At 72.1% G+C, this 19,041-nt stretch carries 19 protein-coding genes; 10 read left to right on the forward strand and 9 right to left on the reverse strand.

Annotation, left to right across the window (positions count from 1 at the left end):
* The first annotated feature begins 2 nt into the window (after positions 1-2).
* From ACGFI8_RS30790 to ACGFI8_RS30815, 6 genes are all read left to right on the forward strand, one after another.
* Positions 3-1,412, forward strand: coding sequence for a multicopper oxidase domain-containing protein (locus ACGFI8_RS30790; protein ID WP_392810249.1), 1,410 nt, complete (start codon positions 3-5; stop codon positions 1,410-1,412).
* A gap of 15 nt (positions 1,413-1,427) precedes the next feature.
* Positions 1,428-2,234, forward strand: a complete 807-nt coding sequence (locus tag ACGFI8_RS30795; protein ID WP_392810251.1) for a YwiC-like family protein — start codon at positions 1,428-1,430, stop codon at positions 2,232-2,234.
* Between the two features lie 210 nt (positions 2,235-2,444).
* Complete coding sequence (locus ACGFI8_RS30800; RefSeq protein WP_392810253.1) at positions 2,445-3,905, forward strand: protein kinase; 1,461 nt, start codon at positions 2,445-2,447, stop codon at positions 3,903-3,905.
* 74 nt (positions 3,906-3,979) lie between these two features.
* Positions 3,980-4,528, forward strand: a complete 549-nt coding sequence (locus ACGFI8_RS30805) for a SigE family RNA polymerase sigma factor (RefSeq protein ID WP_392810254.1) — start codon at positions 3,980-3,982, stop codon at positions 4,526-4,528.
* On the forward strand, positions 4,521-5,699 hold the full coding sequence (locus ACGFI8_RS30810; protein WP_392810255.1) for a hypothetical protein: 1,179 nt from the start codon (positions 4,521-4,523) through the stop codon (positions 5,697-5,699). The genes ACGFI8_RS30805 and ACGFI8_RS30810 overlap by 8 nt, the downstream gene beginning before the upstream one ends.
* Positions 5,700-5,798: 99 nt before the next feature.
* Positions 5,799-6,494 (forward strand): alpha/beta fold hydrolase, encoded by a 696-nt coding sequence (locus ACGFI8_RS30815; protein ID WP_392810257.1) that lies wholly within the window; start codon positions 5,799-5,801, stop codon positions 6,492-6,494.
* Between the two features lie 71 nt (positions 6,495-6,565).
* Here the strand turns inward: ACGFI8_RS30815 and ACGFI8_RS30820 are convergent, their stop codons facing one another.
* The 7 genes from ACGFI8_RS30820 to ACGFI8_RS30850 all read right to left on the reverse strand — a co-directional run bounded on the left by ACGFI8_RS30820 (position 6,566) and on the right by ACGFI8_RS30850 (position 14,925).
* Positions 6,566-8,743, reverse strand: coding sequence for a TIM-barrel domain-containing protein (locus tag ACGFI8_RS30820; RefSeq protein WP_392810258.1), 2,178 nt, complete (start codon positions 8,741-8,743; stop codon positions 6,566-6,568).
* Positions 8,740-9,822 (reverse strand): glycoside hydrolase family 15 protein, encoded by a 1,083-nt coding sequence (locus ACGFI8_RS30825; RefSeq protein WP_392810260.1) that lies wholly within the window; start codon positions 9,820-9,822, stop codon positions 8,740-8,742. Before ACGFI8_RS30825 ends, ACGFI8_RS30820 begins: the two co-directional genes overlap by 4 nt.
* A gap of 51 nt (positions 9,823-9,873) precedes the next feature.
* Positions 9,874-11,151, reverse strand: coding sequence for an ABC transporter substrate-binding protein (locus tag ACGFI8_RS30830; RefSeq protein ID WP_392810261.1), 1,278 nt, complete (start codon positions 11,149-11,151; stop codon positions 9,874-9,876).
* A gap of 29 nt (positions 11,152-11,180) precedes the next feature.
* Entirely contained in the window at positions 11,181-11,984 is an 804-nt protein-coding gene (locus ACGFI8_RS30835) for a carbohydrate ABC transporter permease (RefSeq protein ID WP_392810262.1), read from the reverse strand.
* Entirely contained in the window at positions 11,977-12,858 is an 882-nt protein-coding gene (locus ACGFI8_RS30840) for a carbohydrate ABC transporter permease (RefSeq protein ID WP_392810264.1), read from the reverse strand. The genes ACGFI8_RS30835 and ACGFI8_RS30840 overlap by 8 nt, the downstream gene beginning before the upstream one ends.
* Positions 12,858-14,087: an ROK family protein gene (locus ACGFI8_RS30845; RefSeq protein ID WP_392810266.1), complete on the reverse strand. Its 1,230-nt coding sequence runs from the start codon at positions 14,085-14,087 to the stop codon at positions 12,858-12,860. Before ACGFI8_RS30845 ends, ACGFI8_RS30840 begins: the two co-directional genes overlap by 1 nt.
* Before the next feature lie 391 nt (positions 14,088-14,478).
* Entirely contained in the window at positions 14,479-14,925 is a 447-nt protein-coding gene (locus ACGFI8_RS30850) for an MscL family protein (protein WP_392810267.1), read from the reverse strand.
* A 235-nt stretch (positions 14,926-15,160) separates the two neighbouring features.
* Here ACGFI8_RS30850 and ACGFI8_RS30855 point away from each other — a divergent pair, with 235 nt between their 5' ends.
* From ACGFI8_RS30855 to ACGFI8_RS30870, 4 genes are read left to right on the forward strand one after another with little or no spacing between them, the layout of a single operon-like run.
* Positions 15,161-15,937, forward strand: coding sequence for a PspA/IM30 family protein (locus ACGFI8_RS30855; protein ID WP_392810269.1), 777 nt, complete (start codon positions 15,161-15,163; stop codon positions 15,935-15,937).
* Positions 15,934-16,212, forward strand: a complete 279-nt coding sequence (locus ACGFI8_RS30860) for a hypothetical protein (protein WP_392810271.1) — start codon at positions 15,934-15,936, stop codon at positions 16,210-16,212. Before ACGFI8_RS30855 ends, ACGFI8_RS30860 begins: the two co-directional genes overlap by 4 nt.
* 10 nt (positions 16,213-16,222) lie before the next feature.
* Positions 16,223-17,137, forward strand: a complete 915-nt coding sequence (gene htpX, locus ACGFI8_RS30865) for a zinc metalloprotease HtpX (protein WP_392810273.1) — start codon at positions 16,223-16,225, stop codon at positions 17,135-17,137.
* Entirely contained in the window at positions 17,134-17,706 is a 573-nt protein-coding gene (locus ACGFI8_RS30870; RefSeq protein WP_392810274.1) for a hypothetical protein, read from the forward strand. The genes htpX and ACGFI8_RS30870 overlap by 4 nt, the downstream gene beginning before the upstream one ends.
* A gap of 84 nt (positions 17,707-17,790) precedes the next feature.
* Here the strand turns inward: ACGFI8_RS30870 and ACGFI8_RS30875 are convergent, their stop codons facing one another.
* Both ACGFI8_RS30875 and ACGFI8_RS30880 read right to left on the reverse strand, forming a co-directional pair.
* Complete coding sequence (locus ACGFI8_RS30875) at positions 17,791-18,522, reverse strand: hypothetical protein (RefSeq protein ID WP_392810276.1); 732 nt, start codon at positions 18,520-18,522, stop codon at positions 17,791-17,793.
* A 29-nt stretch (positions 18,523-18,551) separates the two neighbouring features.
* Complete coding sequence (locus ACGFI8_RS30880) at positions 18,552-18,899, reverse strand: hypothetical protein (protein WP_392810277.1); 348 nt, start codon at positions 18,897-18,899, stop codon at positions 18,552-18,554.
* Positions 18,900-19,041: the final 142 nt, after the last annotated feature.

Below are 19,041 nucleotides of genomic sequence, written 5' to 3' on the forward strand. Positions count from 1 at the left end.
CCATGCCCGCACCGTCCACATCGGACCTCAACCCGCCCGCGCCGCCCTCGGCGGCGGCACCGGCCCGGCCGCTGGGCGGGATCGCGACCGGCGTCGCCCTCGTCCTGCTCGCCGTCGTCGCCGGGGTCATCGGCCAGCACGCCGCCGACGGCGGTACCCCCGCGACCCCGGCCGCGGCGGTGACGGCCACCGGGCACACCACGACCCTGCCGGTCACCGCCAAGGGGATGCGCTACCAGCCCGACCACCTCGCCGTCCCGGCCGGCGACCGCCTGGTCATCGTGCTGACCAACGCCGACGACCGCCGCCACGACCTGGTGCTGGCCAACGGGGCGCGCACATCGTTGCTGGGCAAGGGGGACACCGCCCGCCTGGACGCGGGGATCATCGGCGGCACCGTGCAGGGCTGGTGCTCGCAGCCCGCCCACCGCGCGTCGGGCATGACCCTCACCATCACCGCCACGGGTACGGCGTCCGGCGCGGAACCCGCCGCCGGCTCGACGGCCGCCATGCCCGGCATGACCGGAACCGCCGGCGCCGACCGGCTGGACCCGATGGCCGACCCGGGCCCCGGCTTCACCGCTCGCGACGCCGCCCTGCCCCCGGCGCCGGCCGGACGCGAGCACCGCATCACCCTGCACGCCCAGCAGGTGCGGCGCGACGTCGCCGCCGGGATCAACCAGCAACTGTGGACGTTCAACGGCACCACGCCGGCGCCGGTGCTGCGCGGCCGGATCGGCGACACCTTCGAGGTCACCCTGGTCAACGACACCACCGTCGAGCACGGCATCGACTTTCACGTAGCGGCGCTCGCCCCGGACACCGGGATGCGCACCGTCGAGCCGGGGCAGAGCATCGTGTACCGGTTCACCGCCGGCAGGGCCGGAATCTGGATGTACCACTGCTCGGCCATGCCGATGCTGTACCACGTCGGCAACGGCATGTACGGCGCGCTGATCATCGACCCGCCCGACCTTTCGCCGGTCGACGGCGAATACCTGCTGGTGCAGTCCGAGTTCTACCTCGGCGCGCAGGGACAGGCCGGCGACGCGGCCAAGATGGCGTCCGGCCGGCCCGACGTCGTCGTATTCAACGGATACGCCTCCCAGTACGCGTTCCGGCCGCTCACCGCCCGCGCCGGGCAGCGGGTGCGGATCTGGCTGCTCGACGCCGGCCCCAACCGGTCCACCGCCTTCCACGTCGTCGGGGCGCCGTTCGACACCGTCTACGCCGAGGGCGGCTACCGGCTGCGACCGGCCGATCCCGGCGGCGCGCAGATCCTCGACCTCGCCCCCGGCAGCGGCGGGTTCATCGAAACCAGGTTCGACCAGCCGGGCGGCTACCCGTTCCTCAGCCACGCCCTTGCCGACGCGGACCTGGGCGCCCGCGGCACCATCCGGGTCACCGGGTAGAACCAGGAGGTCACCATGCGCGACACGGCCACCCCGACGACCCCGACCGCCACGGCCGGGCAGGGCCGGTCGGGCCGGTCGGGCCGGTCGGGTCGGGGCGCTGCCGCGGGCCGCCGGCGCCGGTTTCTGCCGCCGCAGCACGGTGCGTGGGCGATGCTCACCGTGCCCTACCTCGCCGGGCTGCTCGCCGCCGGGTACCGCTGGCCCGACCTGCCGCTGCTCGGGGCCTGGCTCGCCGGGTACCTGCTGTCCTACTACGTGTTCCAGGCGGTCAAGTCCCGCCGGCCGAGCCGCTACCGGGCGCAGCTGTGGCTGTACGGCGGGATCGCCGCGCCGCTCGCCGCCCTCGTCGTGGCCGCCCGCCCGGCGGTGCTGTGGTATGCGCCCGCCTACGCCGCGTTGTTCGGCCTCAACGCCTGGTACGCGGCCCGCCGCCGCGAGCGCAGCACGTTCAACGACCTCGCCTCGGTCGCGCAGAGCTGCCTGATCGCGCTGGTCGTGGCCACCGTCGCCGGCCGTGCACCGGCCGCGGTCTTCGAGGCGTTCCTGCTGTGCCTGGCCTATTTCGCCGGTACTGTCTGCTATGTCAAAACCATGATCCGCGAGCGCGGCAACGCCGCCTACCGGCGGTGGTCGATCGGCTACCATGCCCTGGCCCTGGTGGTCGCCGCATGGCTGAGCCCCTGGGCCGGCGCGCTGTTCGCGGTGCTGCTGCTCCGAGCGGCGCTGCTACCCGGCCGCGGCTGGACCCCGAAACGGGTCGGCCTCATGGAGATCGCCAACTGCGTGCTGCTGCTCGCCTGCGTCGCGCTCGCGCTGTAACACCGCGCTGCGCCGAAACGCTCCTTACAGGGTTGGTCCGCGCCGGACCCGCACCCGAAGCATGACGTTCCAGCAGTTCCATGCCTCGCCCAGCGAGGCAGGCCGACACGACGAGGCAGGCTCACGACCCATGGACGCCCTCACGACGATCGCCCGGCACCGGTGAGCCGCCCGATGTCGTGGTCGGATGCTTCTGGCGGAGCCGTGCCCATGTCCGCGTTGTCCGCCGGCACGCGCATCCACGACCGGTTCACGCTGCGCGAGCGGATCGGGACGGGCGGCATGTCGGAGGTCTGGCGGGCCGATGACCTGGTCCTGGGCCGCGCGGTGGCGGTGAAGGTACTCACCACCGCGCTGGCCATGGATCCGCTGCTGCGCGCCGCGACCTGGACGGAGGCGCGCGCCTCGGCCCGCCTGGCCCACCCGCACGTGACCCAGGTGTACGACTACGGTGAGATGACGCTGCCGGGCGGTGCCGTGGCCGGGTACATGGTGATGGAGCTGGTCGAAGGGCAGAGCCTCGCCGACCGGCTGCGGCTCGGACCGCTGCCGTGGGAGCAGGCGACCATCGTGGTCGCTCAGGTCGCCGCGGCGCTGGCCGCCGCGCACCGCATCGGTGTGGTACACCGCGATGTCAAGCCCGGCAACGTGATGCTGACCCAGGCCGGCGCCAAGATCCTCGACTTCGGCATCGCCGCGCTGGGCGGAGGCGAGCCGGCCGCCGACGGAGGCCGGCTGGTCGGCACCCCGGCGTATGCGGCGCCGGAGCGACTCCGGCCGGGCGCGGCGTCGCCCGAAAGCGACGTCTACGCCCTGGGCGTGCTGCTGTACGAGGCGCTGACCGGGCACCGGCCAGGCGCGGTGACCACCTGGGCGGAGGCAGCGTCCGCGCACCTGGCCGGTGCGGCGGTGCCGCCCCCGGACGTCGACGGGCTGCCGCGCCAGGTGCGCCGGCTGTGCATGGCCTGCATGGCGCCCGATCCGGCCCAGCGGCCCACCGCCGAAGCGGTGGCGCAGGGCCTGGCCGCGGCCGCCGGTCAGCCGCCGCCGGTCACGCCGGCCCTACCGACCGTCGTGGGCGACCAGCCGCCGGTCACGCCCAACCCACGCCCCGGTCACGCCGTCGGCTCGGCGCCGCTGCCGCACCCGCCCACCATGATCGAGCATGACCTGCCGGCGTTCGGCGTCGAACCGGCTGCGCCTCCTGCGCGACGCATGCCACGACCGCTGCTGGCCGGCCTGGTCGGCGCGGTGGTGGTGCTCGGCCTCGCCCTCGTCGTCGTGATCGCGATGCTGGTGTCCCGTCCCGCGGGCGAAACGGCGCAACTGGCCCAGTCGGGCCCGCCGACCCAGACCCAGACGGCTTCGCCGGCGCCCCCCTCCGCGACGGCGTCCCCGATCCCGACCGCCACCACCGCACGGGCCATCGCGGACCAGTTCGACGCCGCGATCGCCGACGGTCTCGCCGCCGGCAGCATCGACTCCGGCACCGCGGAGAAGCTGCGCGGCAAGCTCAACGACCTGCGCCAGGGCTCCGGCCGCGGCAAGGTGCGCAAGACGGCCCAGGAACTGCAGAAGCAGATCAACGAGCTGCACGACGACGGACGCCTCGACGACCAGACCGCCGGCCGGCTCACCGCACTGCTGCGCCCCCTCATGAAAGGCGACTGACAGCACATTCTTTCGCCGGAGGTGGAACCTGGCGGCTGTCCCGTGAGTGGGATAGCCAAAGGGAGGAGTCCACGGTGCCCGACGGCGACGTGATCGATCAGGTCTACGCGGCTTGTTTTCAGCGCCTGGTGGTGCAGTTGTACGCGGTGACGGGCGATCTCAGCGAGGCCCAGGAGGCGGTGCAGGAGGCGTTCGTCCGCGCGATCTCCGATCCGCGCCGGTTCCAGCGTCTCGACAACCCCGAGGCGTGGTTGTGCCGGGTTGCGATCAACATCAGCCGGAGCCGGTTTCGGCGGCGGATGGTCCTCGAGACGCTGTTGCGCCGGGCCGGGCCCGTGCCGGTGGTGCCCGACCCGTCACCGGAGCACGTGACGCTGATGGCCGCGCTGCGCCGGCTTCCGGTCGGCCAGCGGTACGCGATCGCCCTGCACTACCTCGCGGACCGGCCGGTCGAGGAGGTGGCCGAGGTGCTCGGCGTCTCGATCGGCACGGTGAAGTCGCGGCTGTCCCGGGGCCGCCGCGCACTCGCGGCGCTGCTGGCCGACGAGCAACCCACCGCGGAGCGAACCACGATCGGCGCCGCCGGCGCGCAACCGACGTTTTCGGGGAGCACGAGTGACTGACATCGACCAACTGCCGTTCGACCGGACACGCGTCGCGGACGCCGTGCGGCAGTACCCCTTGGAGCAGCTGTACGCGCGGGCCGCGCGGCGTCGCCGCCGTCGCACGGCGAGCCTGGCGCTCACCGTCGCGGCGCTGGTGGCCGCCGGCATGGTGTTCACGATGCCGCCCCGGGTATCGGTGCCCTCGTTGCCGCTCACCGATACGCCGCCACCCCCGCCGCTGACCGCGTCAAGGCCGACGAGGCTCACGCTGCTCTCGCCGGACACCGCCGTCGCCGTCTGGGCCGGACCGTGCGAGCTGCGGTTCGCCTTCACCACGGATGCCGGTCGCGGGTGGAGCGCGGCCAGCGGTCCGGCGCCGGCGAGCCAGTGCGACCCGCTCGACCCGTCCGCCGGTCCCGATGCGTTCGTCATCGACGCGCAGACGTATCTCGCGAGCGTGCAGGGCGCCGACTACCTGACCACCGACGCCGGGCACACGTGGCGACCCGCGGCGTCGGCGTTCGTCGACGTCGCCGCGTTCCCGTCCACCGCCCGGGTGATGGACTGCGGCTCCTCGCGCTGCTTCACGCACAGCGCGACGCCGTACGCCGTCGACACGTCCAGCGGCGCGGTGTACCGGCTGATCTCGTCGCCGGCCGGTCTCCGGATCACCGCGTACCAGCAGGCCGACGGCATCCTGTGGGCGACGCTGTTCGGCACCCGGTTCGACAGCGCCGCGGTGGGCTGGAGCGCAGACGGCGGCGCGACGTGGCAGACCAGTCCCGTGCCGGCCAAGACCGGTGCGGAAGGCGTGTTCGCCGTCGACCGGCACCGTGCCTATGTCCCCTACACCCCGGACAGCGGCGCACCCATGCACGTCCTGAGCACCGCCGACGCGGGCCGGACCTGGCAGGACGTGACGACCGACATGCCGGTGACGGACCACGTCCGGGACTTCACCGCCACCTCGGACGGTGCCCTGCTGCTCGCCGACAGCGAGCCCGCGGGGGCCTGGATCAGCCGGGACGGCGGTGCCCACTTCACCCGGTCGACCCCGCCGGAGGTCGGCATCGACACCCCGACCGCGGGCGCCGGGCCCGGGCTGGCGTACATCGCGATCTCGGGCCCCGCCACCGTGTACGTCACCACGGACGCGAACCGGTGGACGACCTTCCCGCTCATGCGCTGAAGCGGCGGCGATCCAAGTCAGATCCAAGTCAAATGACGCAATCGGCGGGCCGGCGGCCGGATCTAGCGTGGCACCAGTACTTCGGAGGAGGAATGAACAATGAGTACCGGTGACCCCATTCGCAACGTCGTGCTGGTGCACGGCGGTTTCGTCGACGGCGGCGGCTGGCAGGCGGTGTACGAGCTGCTCAAGGCCGACGGCTACCACGTGAGCATCGTGCAGAACCCCACCCTGTCGCTGGCCGGCGACGCCACCGCGACCCGGCAGATTCTCAACCTGCAGGACGGACCCACCGTGCTGGTCGGTCACTCCTACGGCGGCGCCGTCATCAGCGAGGCCGGCACCCACGACAAGGTCGCGGCGCTGGTCTACATCGCCGCGTTCGCGCCCGACAAGGGTGAGTCCGTCAACACCCTCATCGCCGACCCGCCGCCGGGCGCCCCGGTCCCGCCGATCCTGCCCCCGGTCGACGGCTTCCTGTTCCTCGACCGCGACAAATTCCACGGCTCCTTCGCCGGGGACCTGCCCGCCGACCGCGCCGCGTTCCTCGCCGACTCGCAGGTACCGTGGGGTCTGGACGCGCTCGCCGGCGCGGTCACCGAGCCGGCCTGGCGTGCCAAGCCGAGCTGGTACCTCGTCGCCACCGACGACAGGATGATCCCCCCGCCGGCCCAGCGGGCGATGTCCGAGCGCGCCGGCTCGACCGTCGTCGAGGTGCCCGGCAGCCACGCCATCTACGAGTCCCGCCCCGACGCGGTCGCGGACCTGATCAAGCGAGCCGCTGCCGGCCAGTAGACGGACACCGGCAGAAGCCCCGGCCGAAGTCAGGTCGGCCGGGGCTTCCTCGCCGTCGTCGGGTCTCCGGGTCAGCCGGCGGTGAACAGGCCGCGGTGGCGATCCGCTGCTTCCAGGCGGCACCAGACCGGGATCTCGTCGGCCGGGGCCGGGACCTCCACCTCGCGGGCGCCGTCCAGCACCTCGTGCGTCCGCAGGTCCAGCCAGCGTCCCTGCGGCAGGTAGGCCGACCGGGTCGTCGAGCCCTCCTCGACCACCGGCGACACCAGCAGGTCGTCGCCGAGCAGATAGTCGTACGGGTGCTGCCACGCGCGGGGGTCGTCCGGCGCGACCAGGCACACCGAGCGCAGCAGCGGCCAGCCGGTCTCGATCGTCCGGGCCGCCGAGGCGGCGAGGTACGGCACCAGCCGCTCGCGCAGGTGCGCGTACCGGCGGAACACCGGCAGCACCCGAGGGTCGCCGGTCTGCGCGGCGACGTTCCACGGGGTGCGGTCACGGGACGGTTTGCGATGGTGGTTGTACTCCGAGTGGTACTGCATGATCGGCAGGAACGCAGACATCGCCGTGGCCCGCAGGTACAGCTCGGCGGAGGGGACCGGTCCCGAGAAGCCGGCCAGATCCCAGCCCCAGTAGACGATCCCGCACGCCGCCGCGGTCAGGCCGGCCCGCAGCGAGGACCGCATCGCCTCCCACGTGGAGTCCTCGTCGCCAGCCCAGAACACGCCGTGCGGCTGTGAGCCGGTGAAGCCGGCCCGGCTGAACGTGACCGGCGCCTTGCCGCAGGAGCGCAGCAGGGCCCCGTAGGCCGCGGCGTAGTGCACGGGGAAGCGGTTGTTGCCGGTGGCGCCGACCGAGCCGTCGGCGTAGCGCAGGTCGTGGCCCCACGCGTGTTCGCCGCCGTCGGTCTTGAACCCGTCGATGCCGACGTCTTCCACGAGGTACCGCCGCTTCGCCAGCCACCAGTCGCGCGCCTCGGCGCTTGTGAGGTCCGGCATGAGCGCGGTCGGGAACCACCAGCCACGGTTGCGGTACGGCCGGCCGTCGCCTTCGCGCACCCCGTAGCCGCGGGCGACCATGGTGGCGGAGTCGGCGGCGGCCTGGCCGGTCGGGTGGGGGCGCATCTTCTGCAGGGGAATCTGCCACAGCACGACCTTGACGCCGTCGGCGTGCAGGTCGTCGACCATGCCCTTCGGGTCGGGCCAGGCGCCGTCCGGCGGGAAGGTGAAGTCGGCCAGGCGGTGCGGGCGGCCGTCGTCGTGGACCTCGTACCGCGCGTCGCGGAACGCCACGAACGTCGACTCGTCGCTCCACGCCTCGACGACCACGACCCCGACCGGGACGTCGTGCTCGCGGTGCAGCGCCATCTCGGTGGCGACCCGCTCCTGGGTGTTCCACTCGTTGCCGCTGGCCCACAGCCGGAACACCCAGTCGGGCAGCGGTTCCGGCCGGCCGACCTCGCCGAGCCACCGGTGCAGGGTCTCGCCGGGTGTGCCGTCGTAGAAGCGGACGTCCAGGTGTCCGTCCACCACGTCGGCCTCGACCCAGAGGTCCGCGCCGGCGTCGAACCAGGTCCGCTCGGCGGTGTCGACGTGGAACGCCCAGCCGGAGCCGCCGAGGACGTGCGCGAACGGCATCGGCAGGTAGGTGCGCCCGGCCGCGCCCTGGCCCTTGTACTGCTCGAAGACCGTCGCGTCGAGCGCGTGCCCGCGCTGGTCGAGCCGGTCGAAGCGCTCCCCGAACCCGACGACGTGCTCGTCGGCGGTGAGCCGCAGCGCGAACCGGACCCGGTGGACCCCGTCGGGGCTCATGAGCCACGAGGTGGTGTCCGGCACGAGGCGGCTCGTTCCGTGGGTGGTGAGCGTGCCGCCGGCCGGCGACCAGGCCGCGCCGCTGACGTCGAACCATCGGGTGTGACGGGTGCGGGTGCCGTCGGTGGCGACGAACCGGTACCGGACCCGCCGGTCGGCGGGCAGTGGCGGGCTGTCGGCGGCCCAGCGGACGCTGCGGCCCCGCTGCCCGGCGGCGGCCGTGGCGAGGTGCCCCTCGGCCCCGGCCGTCGGCCCCGTCGGCGTGCCCTCGCGGTGCAGGTCGAACGTGCCGCCGTCCCACTCGCAGCGCACCGCCGTGACGGACGCGGCGGCGGCGACGCCGAGGTTTACCGGCTCGCCCGCGAGGGGCCGCACCGGCAGGCGCTGGTCGATGGACGGCTGGTAGGCGTGGCCGGAGCCGAAGGGCCGGTGCCGGATCACAGGGTCACCCCCAGTTCGGCGGAGAGGGACAGGAATGCGCCGTGCGACCACAGCAGCGGGGTCGCGACCGGGCCCCACCGTTCGAGCCACTCCCGGCGGTGCTCCGGGTGGAGCAGCCGGTCACTGACCTGCTCCGGCAGGTCGCCGTTGTCCGCGGCGGTACCGGCGATCCAGGCGAGCTGGCGGCCGGCGTCGTCGGGGCGACCGAGCCGGAGGTACGCCTGCCCGAGCAGCCCCGCGAGGACCGGCCACCGCCCGCCGCCGTAGAACACGTCGGCCCGGAATCGGTGCACGCCGCCGCCGTCGAGGAGGTCGCGCTCCACGGCGGCGACCGTGCGCTGTGCCGTGGCATCGTCCACGACGCGGAACGGTGCGACGGCGGCGAGGAGACTGCCGTCGACGGCGTCGGAGCCGAGCCACTTGCGCAGCCGCCCGTCCACGCTGCCCTCCCGGGCGATGACCGCGGCGATCGCGTCGGCGGTGGACAGCGCCGACGCGGCGTCGCCGTCACCGAGCAGTCCGGTGCGCAGCGCCGCGCGCAGCCCGGCCTCGACCGATGCGAGCGTGGCGACGTGCACCTGCTCGGCGTGCTCCTCCCACCAGTCGTAGCAGGGCAGTCGCCACGTGGCGCAGAGGTAGCGCACCGTGAGGGCGACCGCCGCCGCGAACGCGGGGTCCGCGGTCCCGTCCGCGGTCCCCGTGAAGTGCCGCTCCAGCGCCCACAGCCAGGTGCCGTAGCCGTCGAGCTGGAAGTCCCACCAGGACTCCGACCCGTCGGCGCCGTCGAGGGTGTAGCGGGTGGGCAGGAACCGCGCCTGGTCGACCTCCTCACCGGCGGCGAGCGCCGCGACGACCGCCTCGATCCGCCCCGCGCGGTCGCCGACGACCCGGGCCGTCCACTCGTGGAAGGCCCGCGGCCCGTCGACGATGCCGTGGGCCCGCAGACCGTCGGCGACGAACGCGCCGTCGCGCAGCCATGCGTAGCCGTACACGGGGAAGTTCGAACAGGCGGGGTAGGCGCCGGTCGGCGCCTGCTCGCGGGTGATCACCTTGATGCTGTGCTCGACCAGGTCGCGCATGTGCTGTTCCTTATCCTGTTAGATCCCTGCCAGGGGTGTCCCGGTCGCTTGCTAGAGCAGTGCCGTGACCTGCTTGGCCGCGTCGTCGAGGGTCTTCTGCAGGTCCGCGCCGCCGGCCGCCTTGGTCAGGGCGTTGTTGACGATGTCCTGCATCTCCTGCTCCTTGGCGATGACCGGCAGCAGCGACTGCTTGCCCAGCGCGTCCATGACGGCCTTGCGGTTCGACGGCGGCGTCTTGCTGAGGTAGCCGGACAGCTTCGAGGCGTCGGCGAGCGGCGGCAGCTCCCACGACGAGTTGATCCGCGCGGTGACGGTCTGCTCGGACGTGGTGAGGAAGTTCAGCCAGCGGAACGCGGCGTCCTGGTGGCTGCTCTTCGCCGACACCGCGACGCCGTTCTGGAACACGGCGCTGGCCTTCTGCGCGTCACCGGGCTCGACCATCACGTCCCAGCCGAACGGCACGTCCTTGAGCGTGTCGAACTGCCAGTTCCCGTTGTGCCACATCGCCAGCTTGCCCGACTTGAACAGGTTGGTGTCGAAGTCCGGGGTGTTGCCGATCTCGGTCAGCGTCGGCATCGTGGTGCCGGGCTTGCCGATGAGCCATTTCGCCGCGGCGACGCCCTCCGGGCTGTTGAACGTGGCCGACTTGCCGTCGGGGCTGAGGAACGAGCCGCCGGCCTGGTTCACGGCCTTGTAGAACTCGTAGAAGCTCACCGGCTGGAAGTCGCCGTAGACGCCCTTGGCCTTGTCGGTGAGCTTCTGCGCGGCGGCCGCCTCATCCGACCACTTCCAGTCGGCCGTCGGGTAGGCCACGCCGGCGGCGTCGAACAGCGCCTTGTTGTAGATGAGCACGACGGTCGAGAAGGACTCGGGGAGTCCGTACTGCTTGCCGCCGTGCTTGAACGCGTCGAGCGCGGCCGGCGAGAGCACCGACGGCTGCCACGTCTTGTCGTTGGCGGCCGGGCCGGCGAGATCGGCCAGAGATCCGGCCTGGGCGTAGGTGACGAAGTTCTGGTAGTCCAGCTCGAAGGCGTCCGGGGCGGTACCGCCGGCGATCGAGGTCTGCAGCTGGGTGAAGTAGTCCTTGTACGGCGCGGTCTGCACGGAGACCTTGACGTCGGGGTTGGCCTTCTCGAACGCGTCGACGATGCCGTTGAGGTCGTTGAGGTGGTCCGGCGCGGCGGAGAACGTCAGGTAACGGACGGTGGTGACGCCGCCCTCGGACGTGTCCTTCGTGGCGGAGCCCTTGGAGCATCCGGCCAGCGCGAGCGCGGCGACGGCGATCAGAGCGGCGGCCCGGTGTAAACGGAGCCGGGGGCGAGCGGACATGCTGAGCCTCACAATCGGGGGGTGTCTGGTTACTTGAGACCGGCCTGGGCGACGCTCTGCACGATGTGCTTCTGCGCCACGGCGTAGAGGGCGAGGATGGGAACGATGCTCACCACCGAGCCGGCCATGATGGCGTTCCACTGGATGGTGTATTCGCCGCTGAGGCTGGCCAGGCCCAGCGGCAGGGTCATGAACTCGCGGGAGCGGATGACGACCAGTGGCCACAGGAACGCGTTCCAGCTGGACATGAACGCGAACAGGCCGTAGGTCACCAGGGCGGGGCGGATCAGCGGCAGTGTGATCCGCAGGAAGATGCGGATGTGCCCGGCGCCGTCGACGAACGCCGCCTCGTCGAGCTCCTTCGGCAGCACGGCGACGGACTGGCGCAGCAGGAAGACGCCGAACGCGGAGGCGATCGTCGGGACGATGAGCGAGGCGTACGTGTCGACCAGGTCGAACGCGCGGACCTCGATGAACAGCGGCACGACGAGCACCTGCATGGGGATCATCAGCGTCGCGAGGTACGCGACGAAGATGACGTTCTTGCCGGGAAAGTTCAGCCGCGCGAAGGCGTAGGCCGCCGTGGAGCTGGTGATGAGCAGCAGCGCGGTGGAGACCACGGCCAGCACGAAGCTGTTCACCGTGATCCGCCAGAACGGCAGGGCCTCGAAGAGTTTGCGGTACCCGTCGAGGCCGGCCTTCTCGGGGATCAGGCGGGGCGTGGTGAGGACGTCGCCGCCGGCGGTGATCGAGGTGACGAAGGTCCAGACGAACGGGAAGATCATGAGCAGCGCGCCGACGGCGAGCAAGGCGATGAGCAGCCGCCTAGACATAGGTCACCCACCGGCGCTGCAGGCGCTGCTGGACGACGGTGACCACCAGGATCAGCGCGAACAGCAGCAGGCTCAGGGCCGACGCGCCGCCGGCGTCGCCGTAGCGGAACGTCAGGTCGTAGATCTCCTCGACCAGCGGCCGGGACGCGCCGGCCGGCCCGCCGCCGGTCATGACGTAGATCTGGTCGAAGACCTGAAACCCGCTGATCAGCGAGATCACCACGACGAAGTAGCTCGACGGGGTCAGCAGCGGGAACGTGACCCGCCAGAAGGTCTGCCACGCCGACGCGCCGTCGAGGCGGGCGGCCTCGAGGTACTCCTCCGGGATGCTCTGCAGGCCGGCCAGCAGGATCACCATGACGAATCCGGCGTCCTTCCAGACCGACGCGACGACCGCGGACGGGATGGCCCAGCCCTCCGACGCCCACCAGCCCGGCCCGGGGATGCCGACCGCCTCCAGGGCGTGGTTCACCAAGCCGTTGGCCGGGTTCAGCAGCCACTTCCAGGTCAGCGCGACGACGACCCAGCTGGTGACGACCGGCAGGAAGTACATCGAGCGCAGCAGGCTTCTCCCGGGGAACCGGCGGTTGAGCCCGACGGCGAGCGCCAGGCCCAGCACGTAGACCAGCGGCAGGTACAGGACCAGGAAGTACAGCGTGTGCAGCAGCGCGTCGCGGGTGCCGGCGTCGCCGAGCAGCCGGGCGTAGTTGTCGAGGCCGGTCCACCGCATCGGCGACTGGAGGTTCCAGGTGTGCAGGCTGATCCACGCCGCGCCGAACATCGGCGCGATCGTGAACAGCAGCAGCGGCACGGCACTGGGCAGCAGGAACAGCGCGACGATGCCGGCCTTGCGCACGCCGCGGGGCCCGGTCATCACTCCACCGTCCCGTCGGTGCCGTCGATGCTGCCGTGCAGGCGGGCGACGACGAGGTTCGCCTGTTCGCCGCCGAAGCCGTCGAGGTCGAACGGCGCGGCGAGCACCAGCGCCGCCGCGCCCTGCGCCCAGCTGCTGTCGTCCCAGGTGTGCACCACCACGGCGATCCCGTCGCCGCCGCTCAACTGGCGGCGAGCGAACTCGGCGCGGAACGTGGCGTCCCAGTGGATCCAGTGCGCCACCCCCTCGCCGGCGATGACGATCCGCTCCGGGTCGAGCATGTTCGCGGCGCCGGCGACCGCCCGGCCGAGCAGCCGCCCGGCGTCGGCGAAGATCTCGGCGGCCTGCCCGTCACCGCGATCGGCGGCCGCGACGAGCGCGGCGAACCCCTGCCGCGGGCCGATCACGCCACGCTCGCGGGCGATGCGCTCCAGCGCCGGCTCGCCGAGCCACGCTTCCAGGCAGCCGTGCCGCCCGCACTGGCACAGCGGCCCCTCGTCGTCCATCGGCACGTGCCCGAACTCACCGGCGCCGCCTTTGCCGCCCCGGTACACCGAACGGTCGGCGACGATGCTCATGCCGATGCCGCGGCCGATGGTCAGCACGAGGAAGTCGTCCGCCTCGCGGCCGTGGCCGTAGAGCACCTCGGCGACGGCGAGGGCGTTGACGTCGTTCTCGACCACGACGGGCAACCCGAGCACTCCGCGCAGGTGCCGACCGACCGGCAGCCGGCGCCACTGCAGGACGTCCGCGTCGACGATGCCCTTGTCGGGGCTCGGCACGACACCCGGCACCGCCACGCCGACGCCGAGCAGCTTGGGCAGCCCGGGGTCGGTGTGCGTGTGGGGTGCCAGCTCGGCGCCCAGCTTGGTGAGCGCGTCGGGGGTCATCGCGTCGAACGCTAGGGTGGTGCTGCTGAGCATCTGCCCGTCGAGGCGGACGTTGACGATCACGAGGTGGTCGGCCGCGACCTTGACCCCGAGCGCCCGGCCGGCCTCGCCGACGAGTCCGATGAGCGATCCGGGCCGCCCGCCGCTGGACGGCGCCTGCGCGACCTCCTCGACCATCCGCTGCTCGAGCAGCCGGCGCATGATCTGCGACACAGCTGCTGGACTGAGCCCGAGCTCACGCGCGATGTCCGCGCGGGACGTGGGCCCGCGGCTCCCCAGGAGCGCGAGCACCGCCGACCGGGAGAGATCCCGCCCGGCCCCATGCTTCGCCAACGGCACTTTGTCCACCTACTTCATTAAGTTGCGATACAAAGTCCCACGCGAAGCCTCCAAGGTCAAGGACACATTTCGGTAACCGATCGCACGTGACGGGCGGGGCGAGCGCCGGGCCGTCGCTGATCTCCCCGACCAGCGTCGGCCGGTCGACGGCAGGCTGCGCGGCCGCCCGCAGGGGAGCCAGGGCGGCGGCGAGCGGCAACCCGGCCAGGCCCAGGGGCGCCCGGCGGCGGCAGTTGCTTCCCGGTCAACAGTTGCGGCAGGCGCCGGCCGAGGATGCTCGGCGGCGCCGCGGAAGCCGGCGGTCACAATCCACGCCGGCATGACGACGAGCGGGCCGGCGCACGCGACCCGGAGGGTCCGGCGCCGGCCCGAGGATGCCCGGTGATGAACGTCAGTGAGAAGCGACGGGAGGCTGCTCGGTGCCGCAGTAGCGGCACTTCTTGGCTGCCGCCGGGAGGTCGTCGGAGAGGCAGGCCGGGCAGGTCTTGATGGCCGCGGGCTCACCGAAGACGGTGACACCCCGCCGAGCCTGGACGCGCTTGTAGGGCACGACGATCAGGAAGTAGACGACGGCCATGAAGATGATGAAGTAGATGAGCGCCGAGATGAACTGCCCGATGTCGAGGTAGGTCGCATGGTTTCCCGGCCCGCCGAGTTGCCAGCCGAGCCCGACGGCCGAGCCTCCCTGAAACCGGGCGATGATCGGGTTGATGATGAAGTCGGTGAATGCCTTGATCAGCGTGGAAAACGCCAGAGCGGTCACCAGACCCACGGCGACGACGATCACATCGCCGCGCATGAGGAAGTTCTTGAAGCCTCTGAGCACTTCCTTCCACACCCGCTTCCGCTGCAGAGAGCTCAGCTGCACCCGCCAGGCGCGATGCGGCCTGGCCGGTCATGACCGTACATCGTGGTTCGCGGGCTTTTCGGAGATTTCGGCAGTCCGGGACGCGATGCCGAGTTCCGGCTAGGATTCGCCGCTCTTCCAGTGGGCAGCAAGATTGGAGATGAGCGTCCACCGGCTCAGGGCCGTGCGGTCAAGCCGAACGGCACCGAGAGAAAGGACAGTTGTCGTGAGTATTGCCCGCCGCCTGGCCAATCTCTTTCGGATCAAGGCCAACAAGGCCCTCGACCGGGCCGAGGACCCACGCGAGGTGCTCGACTACTCCTACGAACGCCAACTGGAGATGCTGACGAAGGTCCGCCGCGGCGTGGCCGACGTCGCCACCAGCCGCAAACGCCTCGACCTGCAACTCACCCAGTTGCAGCAGGGCGCCGACCGGCTGCAGGAACAGGCCGCGCAGGCCGTCGACCTCGGCCGCGACGACCTCGCCCGGGAGGCCCTGACGCGCCGGGCCGCCGTCACCGCCCAGATGGGCGACATCACCGCCCAGCGTGACGCACTGAACGCCGAGGAGGCCAAGCTCACCACCGCCGCCACCAGGCTGCAGGCCCGGGTGGAGGCGTTCCGCACGCGCAAGGAGACCATCAAGGCCACCTACACCGCGGCGGAGGCGCAGACCCGTGTGGGTGAGGCGGTCTCCGGTATCTCGGAGGAGATGGGCGACGTCGGTCTGGCCGTTCAGCGCGCCGAGGACAAGACCGCGCAGATGCAGGCCCGCGCCGGCGCGATCGACGACCTCCTCGCCTCGGGCGCGTTGCAGGACGCCACCGCGACGACCGCCGGCCGCGACGACCTGCAGGCCGCGCTCGATGCGGCGCGCGGTGACCAGGGGGTCGACCGCGAACTCGCGGCGCTCAAGGCCGGCCGGTCGACGCCGGCCGTCGGCGGCCGTCCGGAACTTCGCGCGGTGAGCGGGGGAAAGCCGGACGAGGAGGCCCAGCGATGATCATCAGGATTCTTGGGGAAGGCCAGTACGACGTGCCCGAGGCCGCGCTGACCGAACTCAACGTGCTCGACGCCTCGGTGCAGACGGCCGTCGACGCCGGCGACGCGACCGCGTTCCGCACACGGCTGGGCGATCTGCTCGCCGTCGTCCGTCAGCGCGGCACCTCCGTGCCCGACGACGTGCTGACCGTCTCCAACCTGGTCCTGCCCGCGCCCGACAGCGCTCTGGCGGATGTGGCCGCGCTGCTGGGCGACGAGGGCCTCATCCCGGGCTGAGGAGCCGGCAATGCGTACACGGTTCCGTCCCGACCGCCAGCTGACCGCGCGCATGACGCTGACCGTATTCCTGCTCGGGCTGGTGTACGTGGCGTTCGTCGCCGTGTTGATCGCGCTGCTCAAGTCGTGGGTCCTGATCGTGCTCATCGCGGGTGGCGTGCTGGCCGTCCAGTACTGGTGCTCCGACCGGATCGCCCTGGTGGCCATGCGCGCCCAGGTCGTCGACGCGCAGCAGCAGCCCCGTCTGCACGGGATCATCGACCGGCTGTGCGCCGCCGCCGACATGCCCAAACCGCGCGTCGCGGTCGCCACCACCGATCTGCCCAATGCGTTCGCCACCGGGCGCAACACCGAGCGCGCGGTGGTGTGCGTGACCACCGGCATCATGCGTCGCCTCGACACCGACGAACTGGAAGGGGTGCTCGCCCACGAGCTGTCCCACATCGCACACCGCGACGTGGCGGTCATGACCATCGCCTCGTTCCTCGGCGTCCTGGCCGGCCTGGTCACCCGCTTCATGTTCTACTCGCAGCTGTTCGGCGGGCGCCGCCGCGACGGCGACCAGACGTACCTGCTGGTCATGCTGGTCATGCTCGTCTCCGCGGTGGTGTACACGCTGAGCTTCCTGCTGATCCGGGCCCTGTCCCGCTATCGGGAGCTGGCCGCCGACCGCGCCGGCGCGACGCTGACCGGCCGTCCCTCCGTGCTCGCCTCGGCCCTGACGAAGGTGACCGGCGAGATCGCCCGCATTCCCACCCGCGACCTGCGCACCGCGCAGGCGTTCAACGCGTTCTTCTTCACCCCCGCGGTCGGGGCGCGGCCGAGCCTGTCGACCCTGCTGTCCACGCATCCGAGCCTGCAGCAGCGCCTGGACCAGCTGGCCGAGATCTCGGCCGAACTCGGAGAGGCGGCACCGAGCGCATGAGATTCCTCGACGCGTTGCTGGGGCGCACGAGACCGGTCCAGCCGGACCTCGACGCCCTGTTCGCGGTACCGGCCGCGGCCACCACCCTGCAGGCGGCCCTGGACCTGGTCCCCACCGGCGTGGGCGCGGTCTGCTTCAAACCCGCCGAAGGCCAGGCCGCCACGCAGGCCCAGGCGGACGCGGTCGCGCTGCTCACCGCGGACCGCGGGGCGCATGTGGCCGTCAGCCAGGACGAGTACGGCTACACCTGGATCGCCGGCCGGCACGAGAGCAGCGACCTGGCCGGCCTCGTCACCGACCTGCACGCGGTGAACAGCACCCTCGCCGACGCCGGCTACGGGCCGAGCCTGCTGTGCACGATCATCGGGTTCGTCGGCGCCGCCGACCGCCGCCGGCTCGGCCTGGTCTACCTGTTCAAACGCGGCACGTTCTACCCGTTCGCCCCCTCCGGGGCGCACACCCGCGACAACGCCCTCGAGCTGCAGGCCCGTGCGCAGCTCAGCGGCGAGCTTCCGCTCGAGTCGGACCTCAGCCGCTGGTTTCCGATCTGGACGACGCCGGCGCTGTAGCACGGCGCGGGAACGGCCGGGTGTGCGCGGCTGTCGCAGTCTCCGGGTCCGGGAGACTGCGGCAGCACGTCGTCGCCACCCTGGCTAGGCGGTAGGGCCGGGCGGCAGGTCGAACTCGTCGTTGCGCATACGCAGGAGTGCGTAGGAGGCGCCGGCGAACCCGACCGCGGCGACCCACAGTCCGAGGCCCTGGGCGATGTAGCCCGGGACGATGCCGGAGACGAAGGGGTGGGTGAAGCCGCCGACGGCCAGCGCCCAGCCCATCCATGCCGGTGCCGCGTGGCTGCGCCACAGCGCGAGCCCGAGCAGCAGCAGCCCGATGGTGATGCCGATGATGAACAGCAGGCCGCCCAGCTGCCCGAGCAGGTAGTTGTCCTCGGCGTCGGACAGCGCTGCCATCGCGGTGACGTCGAAGTTGTTGCTCGCGGTGAGGTAGGTCAGCCGGTCGCCGTTGGGGATAAGCGGGAATCCGGCGAGGTCGCCGAGCAGGGCGAGCACCGCGCCGGCGGTGGCCAGCCGCGGTGCGCGGCGGCGTGCGACCCAGGCGACCGCGAATGTGGCGGGGATGAGCCCGACCAGGAAGGGCGTCTCGATCCATTGCAGGGCCCCGATGAGACTGAGGTGGTCGGCCGTGTCGTGCACGGTCTGCTGGAACGCGGCGCTGCTGTCCCAGGGCGACAGGACGTAGTACAGGCCCTGGGCGAGCATCGGCAGCGGCGCGACGATCGCGAGCAGGATCCGCCAGAAGCCGCGCACGTCCTTCGGTGGTTTGCCGGCTTTCGCCGCAGCCTCGATCGATGTGATGTCGGTCCGCACGGTGCGTCCTCCGTTCTGCGAGAAGGTGGTCAGTCGGCCCGCGGGGTCCTCGCCGCCCGGCTGCTGGCATAGGTGACGGCCAGGGCGGTGCCGACGGCGCTGAGTACCAGGCCGATGACGGCGCCCTGGCTGTTGTTGACGAGCGCGGCGATGGCGCCGATGAGGTTGAGCACGCCGACGGCGATCACCGCGGGAGTGGCCCAGGCGGCGGAGCGGAACAGGCCGATCGCGGCGACGATGCCGGCGACGCCGAGCAGGCTGATCAGCCAGGCGACCGGGGCCGCCAGGCCGGCGCCCGCGGGGTCGAGCGCGATCGGCAGGTTGAGCAGGGACATGATGACGGTCGCGATGGCAGCGGTGTAGCGGATGGTCCTCATGACGGCCTCCCGGTGGCGGTGATTGCCCGATCAGCGTCGAACGCGCCGGGATCACCGGCCCAGGGCTTGCGTTCCCGATTCGCGCCGGCCGCTCCCGCCGAGGCGTCTCCGTGTTCCCGGGTGGCTCGGGAACGGTTTCCCG

Origin of the sequence: Dactylosporangium sp. NPDC048998, assembly GCF_043197855.1 — a bacterium.
Lineage (GTDB): Bacteria > Actinomycetota > Actinomycetes > Mycobacteriales > Micromonosporaceae > Dactylosporangium.

Coding starts and splice junctions, on each gene's coding strand:
- ACGFI8_RS30790 (WP_392810249.1), top strand. CDS start 3: ATGCCCGCACCGTCCACATCGGACCTCAACCCGCCCGCGCCGCCCTCG.
- ACGFI8_RS30795 (WP_392810251.1), top strand. CDS start 1,428: ATGCGCGACACGGCCACCCCGACGACCCCGACCGCCACGGCCGGGCAG.
- ACGFI8_RS30800 (WP_392810253.1), top strand. CDS start 2,445: ATGTCCGCGTTGTCCGCCGGCACGCGCATCCACGACCGGTTCACGCTG.
- ACGFI8_RS30815 (WP_392810257.1), top strand. CDS start 5,799: ATGAGTACCGGTGACCCCATTCGCAACGTCGTGCTGGTGCACGGCGGT.
- ACGFI8_RS30825 (WP_392810260.1), bottom strand. CDS start 9,822: ATGCGCGACCTGGTCGAGCACAGCATCAAGGTGATCACCCGCGAGCAG.
- ACGFI8_RS30830 (WP_392810261.1), bottom strand. CDS start 11,151: ATGTCCGCTCGCCCCCGGCTCCGTTTACACCGGGCCGCCGCTCTGATC.
- ACGFI8_RS30835 (WP_392810262.1), bottom strand. CDS start 11,984: ATGTCTAGGCGGCTGCTCATCGCCTTGCTCGCCGTCGGCGCGCTGCTC.
- ACGFI8_RS30840 (WP_392810264.1), bottom strand. CDS start 12,858: ATGACCGGGCCCCGCGGCGTGCGCAAGGCCGGCATCGTCGCGCTGTTC.
- ACGFI8_RS30860 (WP_392810271.1), top strand. CDS start 15,934: ATGATCATCAGGATTCTTGGGGAAGGCCAGTACGACGTGCCCGAGGCC.
- htpX (WP_392810273.1), top strand. CDS start 16,223: ATGCGTACACGGTTCCGTCCCGACCGCCAGCTGACCGCGCGCATGACG.
- ACGFI8_RS30870 (WP_392810274.1), top strand. CDS start 17,134: ATGAGATTCCTCGACGCGTTGCTGGGGCGCACGAGACCGGTCCAGCCG.
- ACGFI8_RS30880 (WP_392810277.1), bottom strand. CDS start 18,899: ATGAGGACCATCCGCTACACCGCTGCCATCGCGACCGTCATCATGTCC.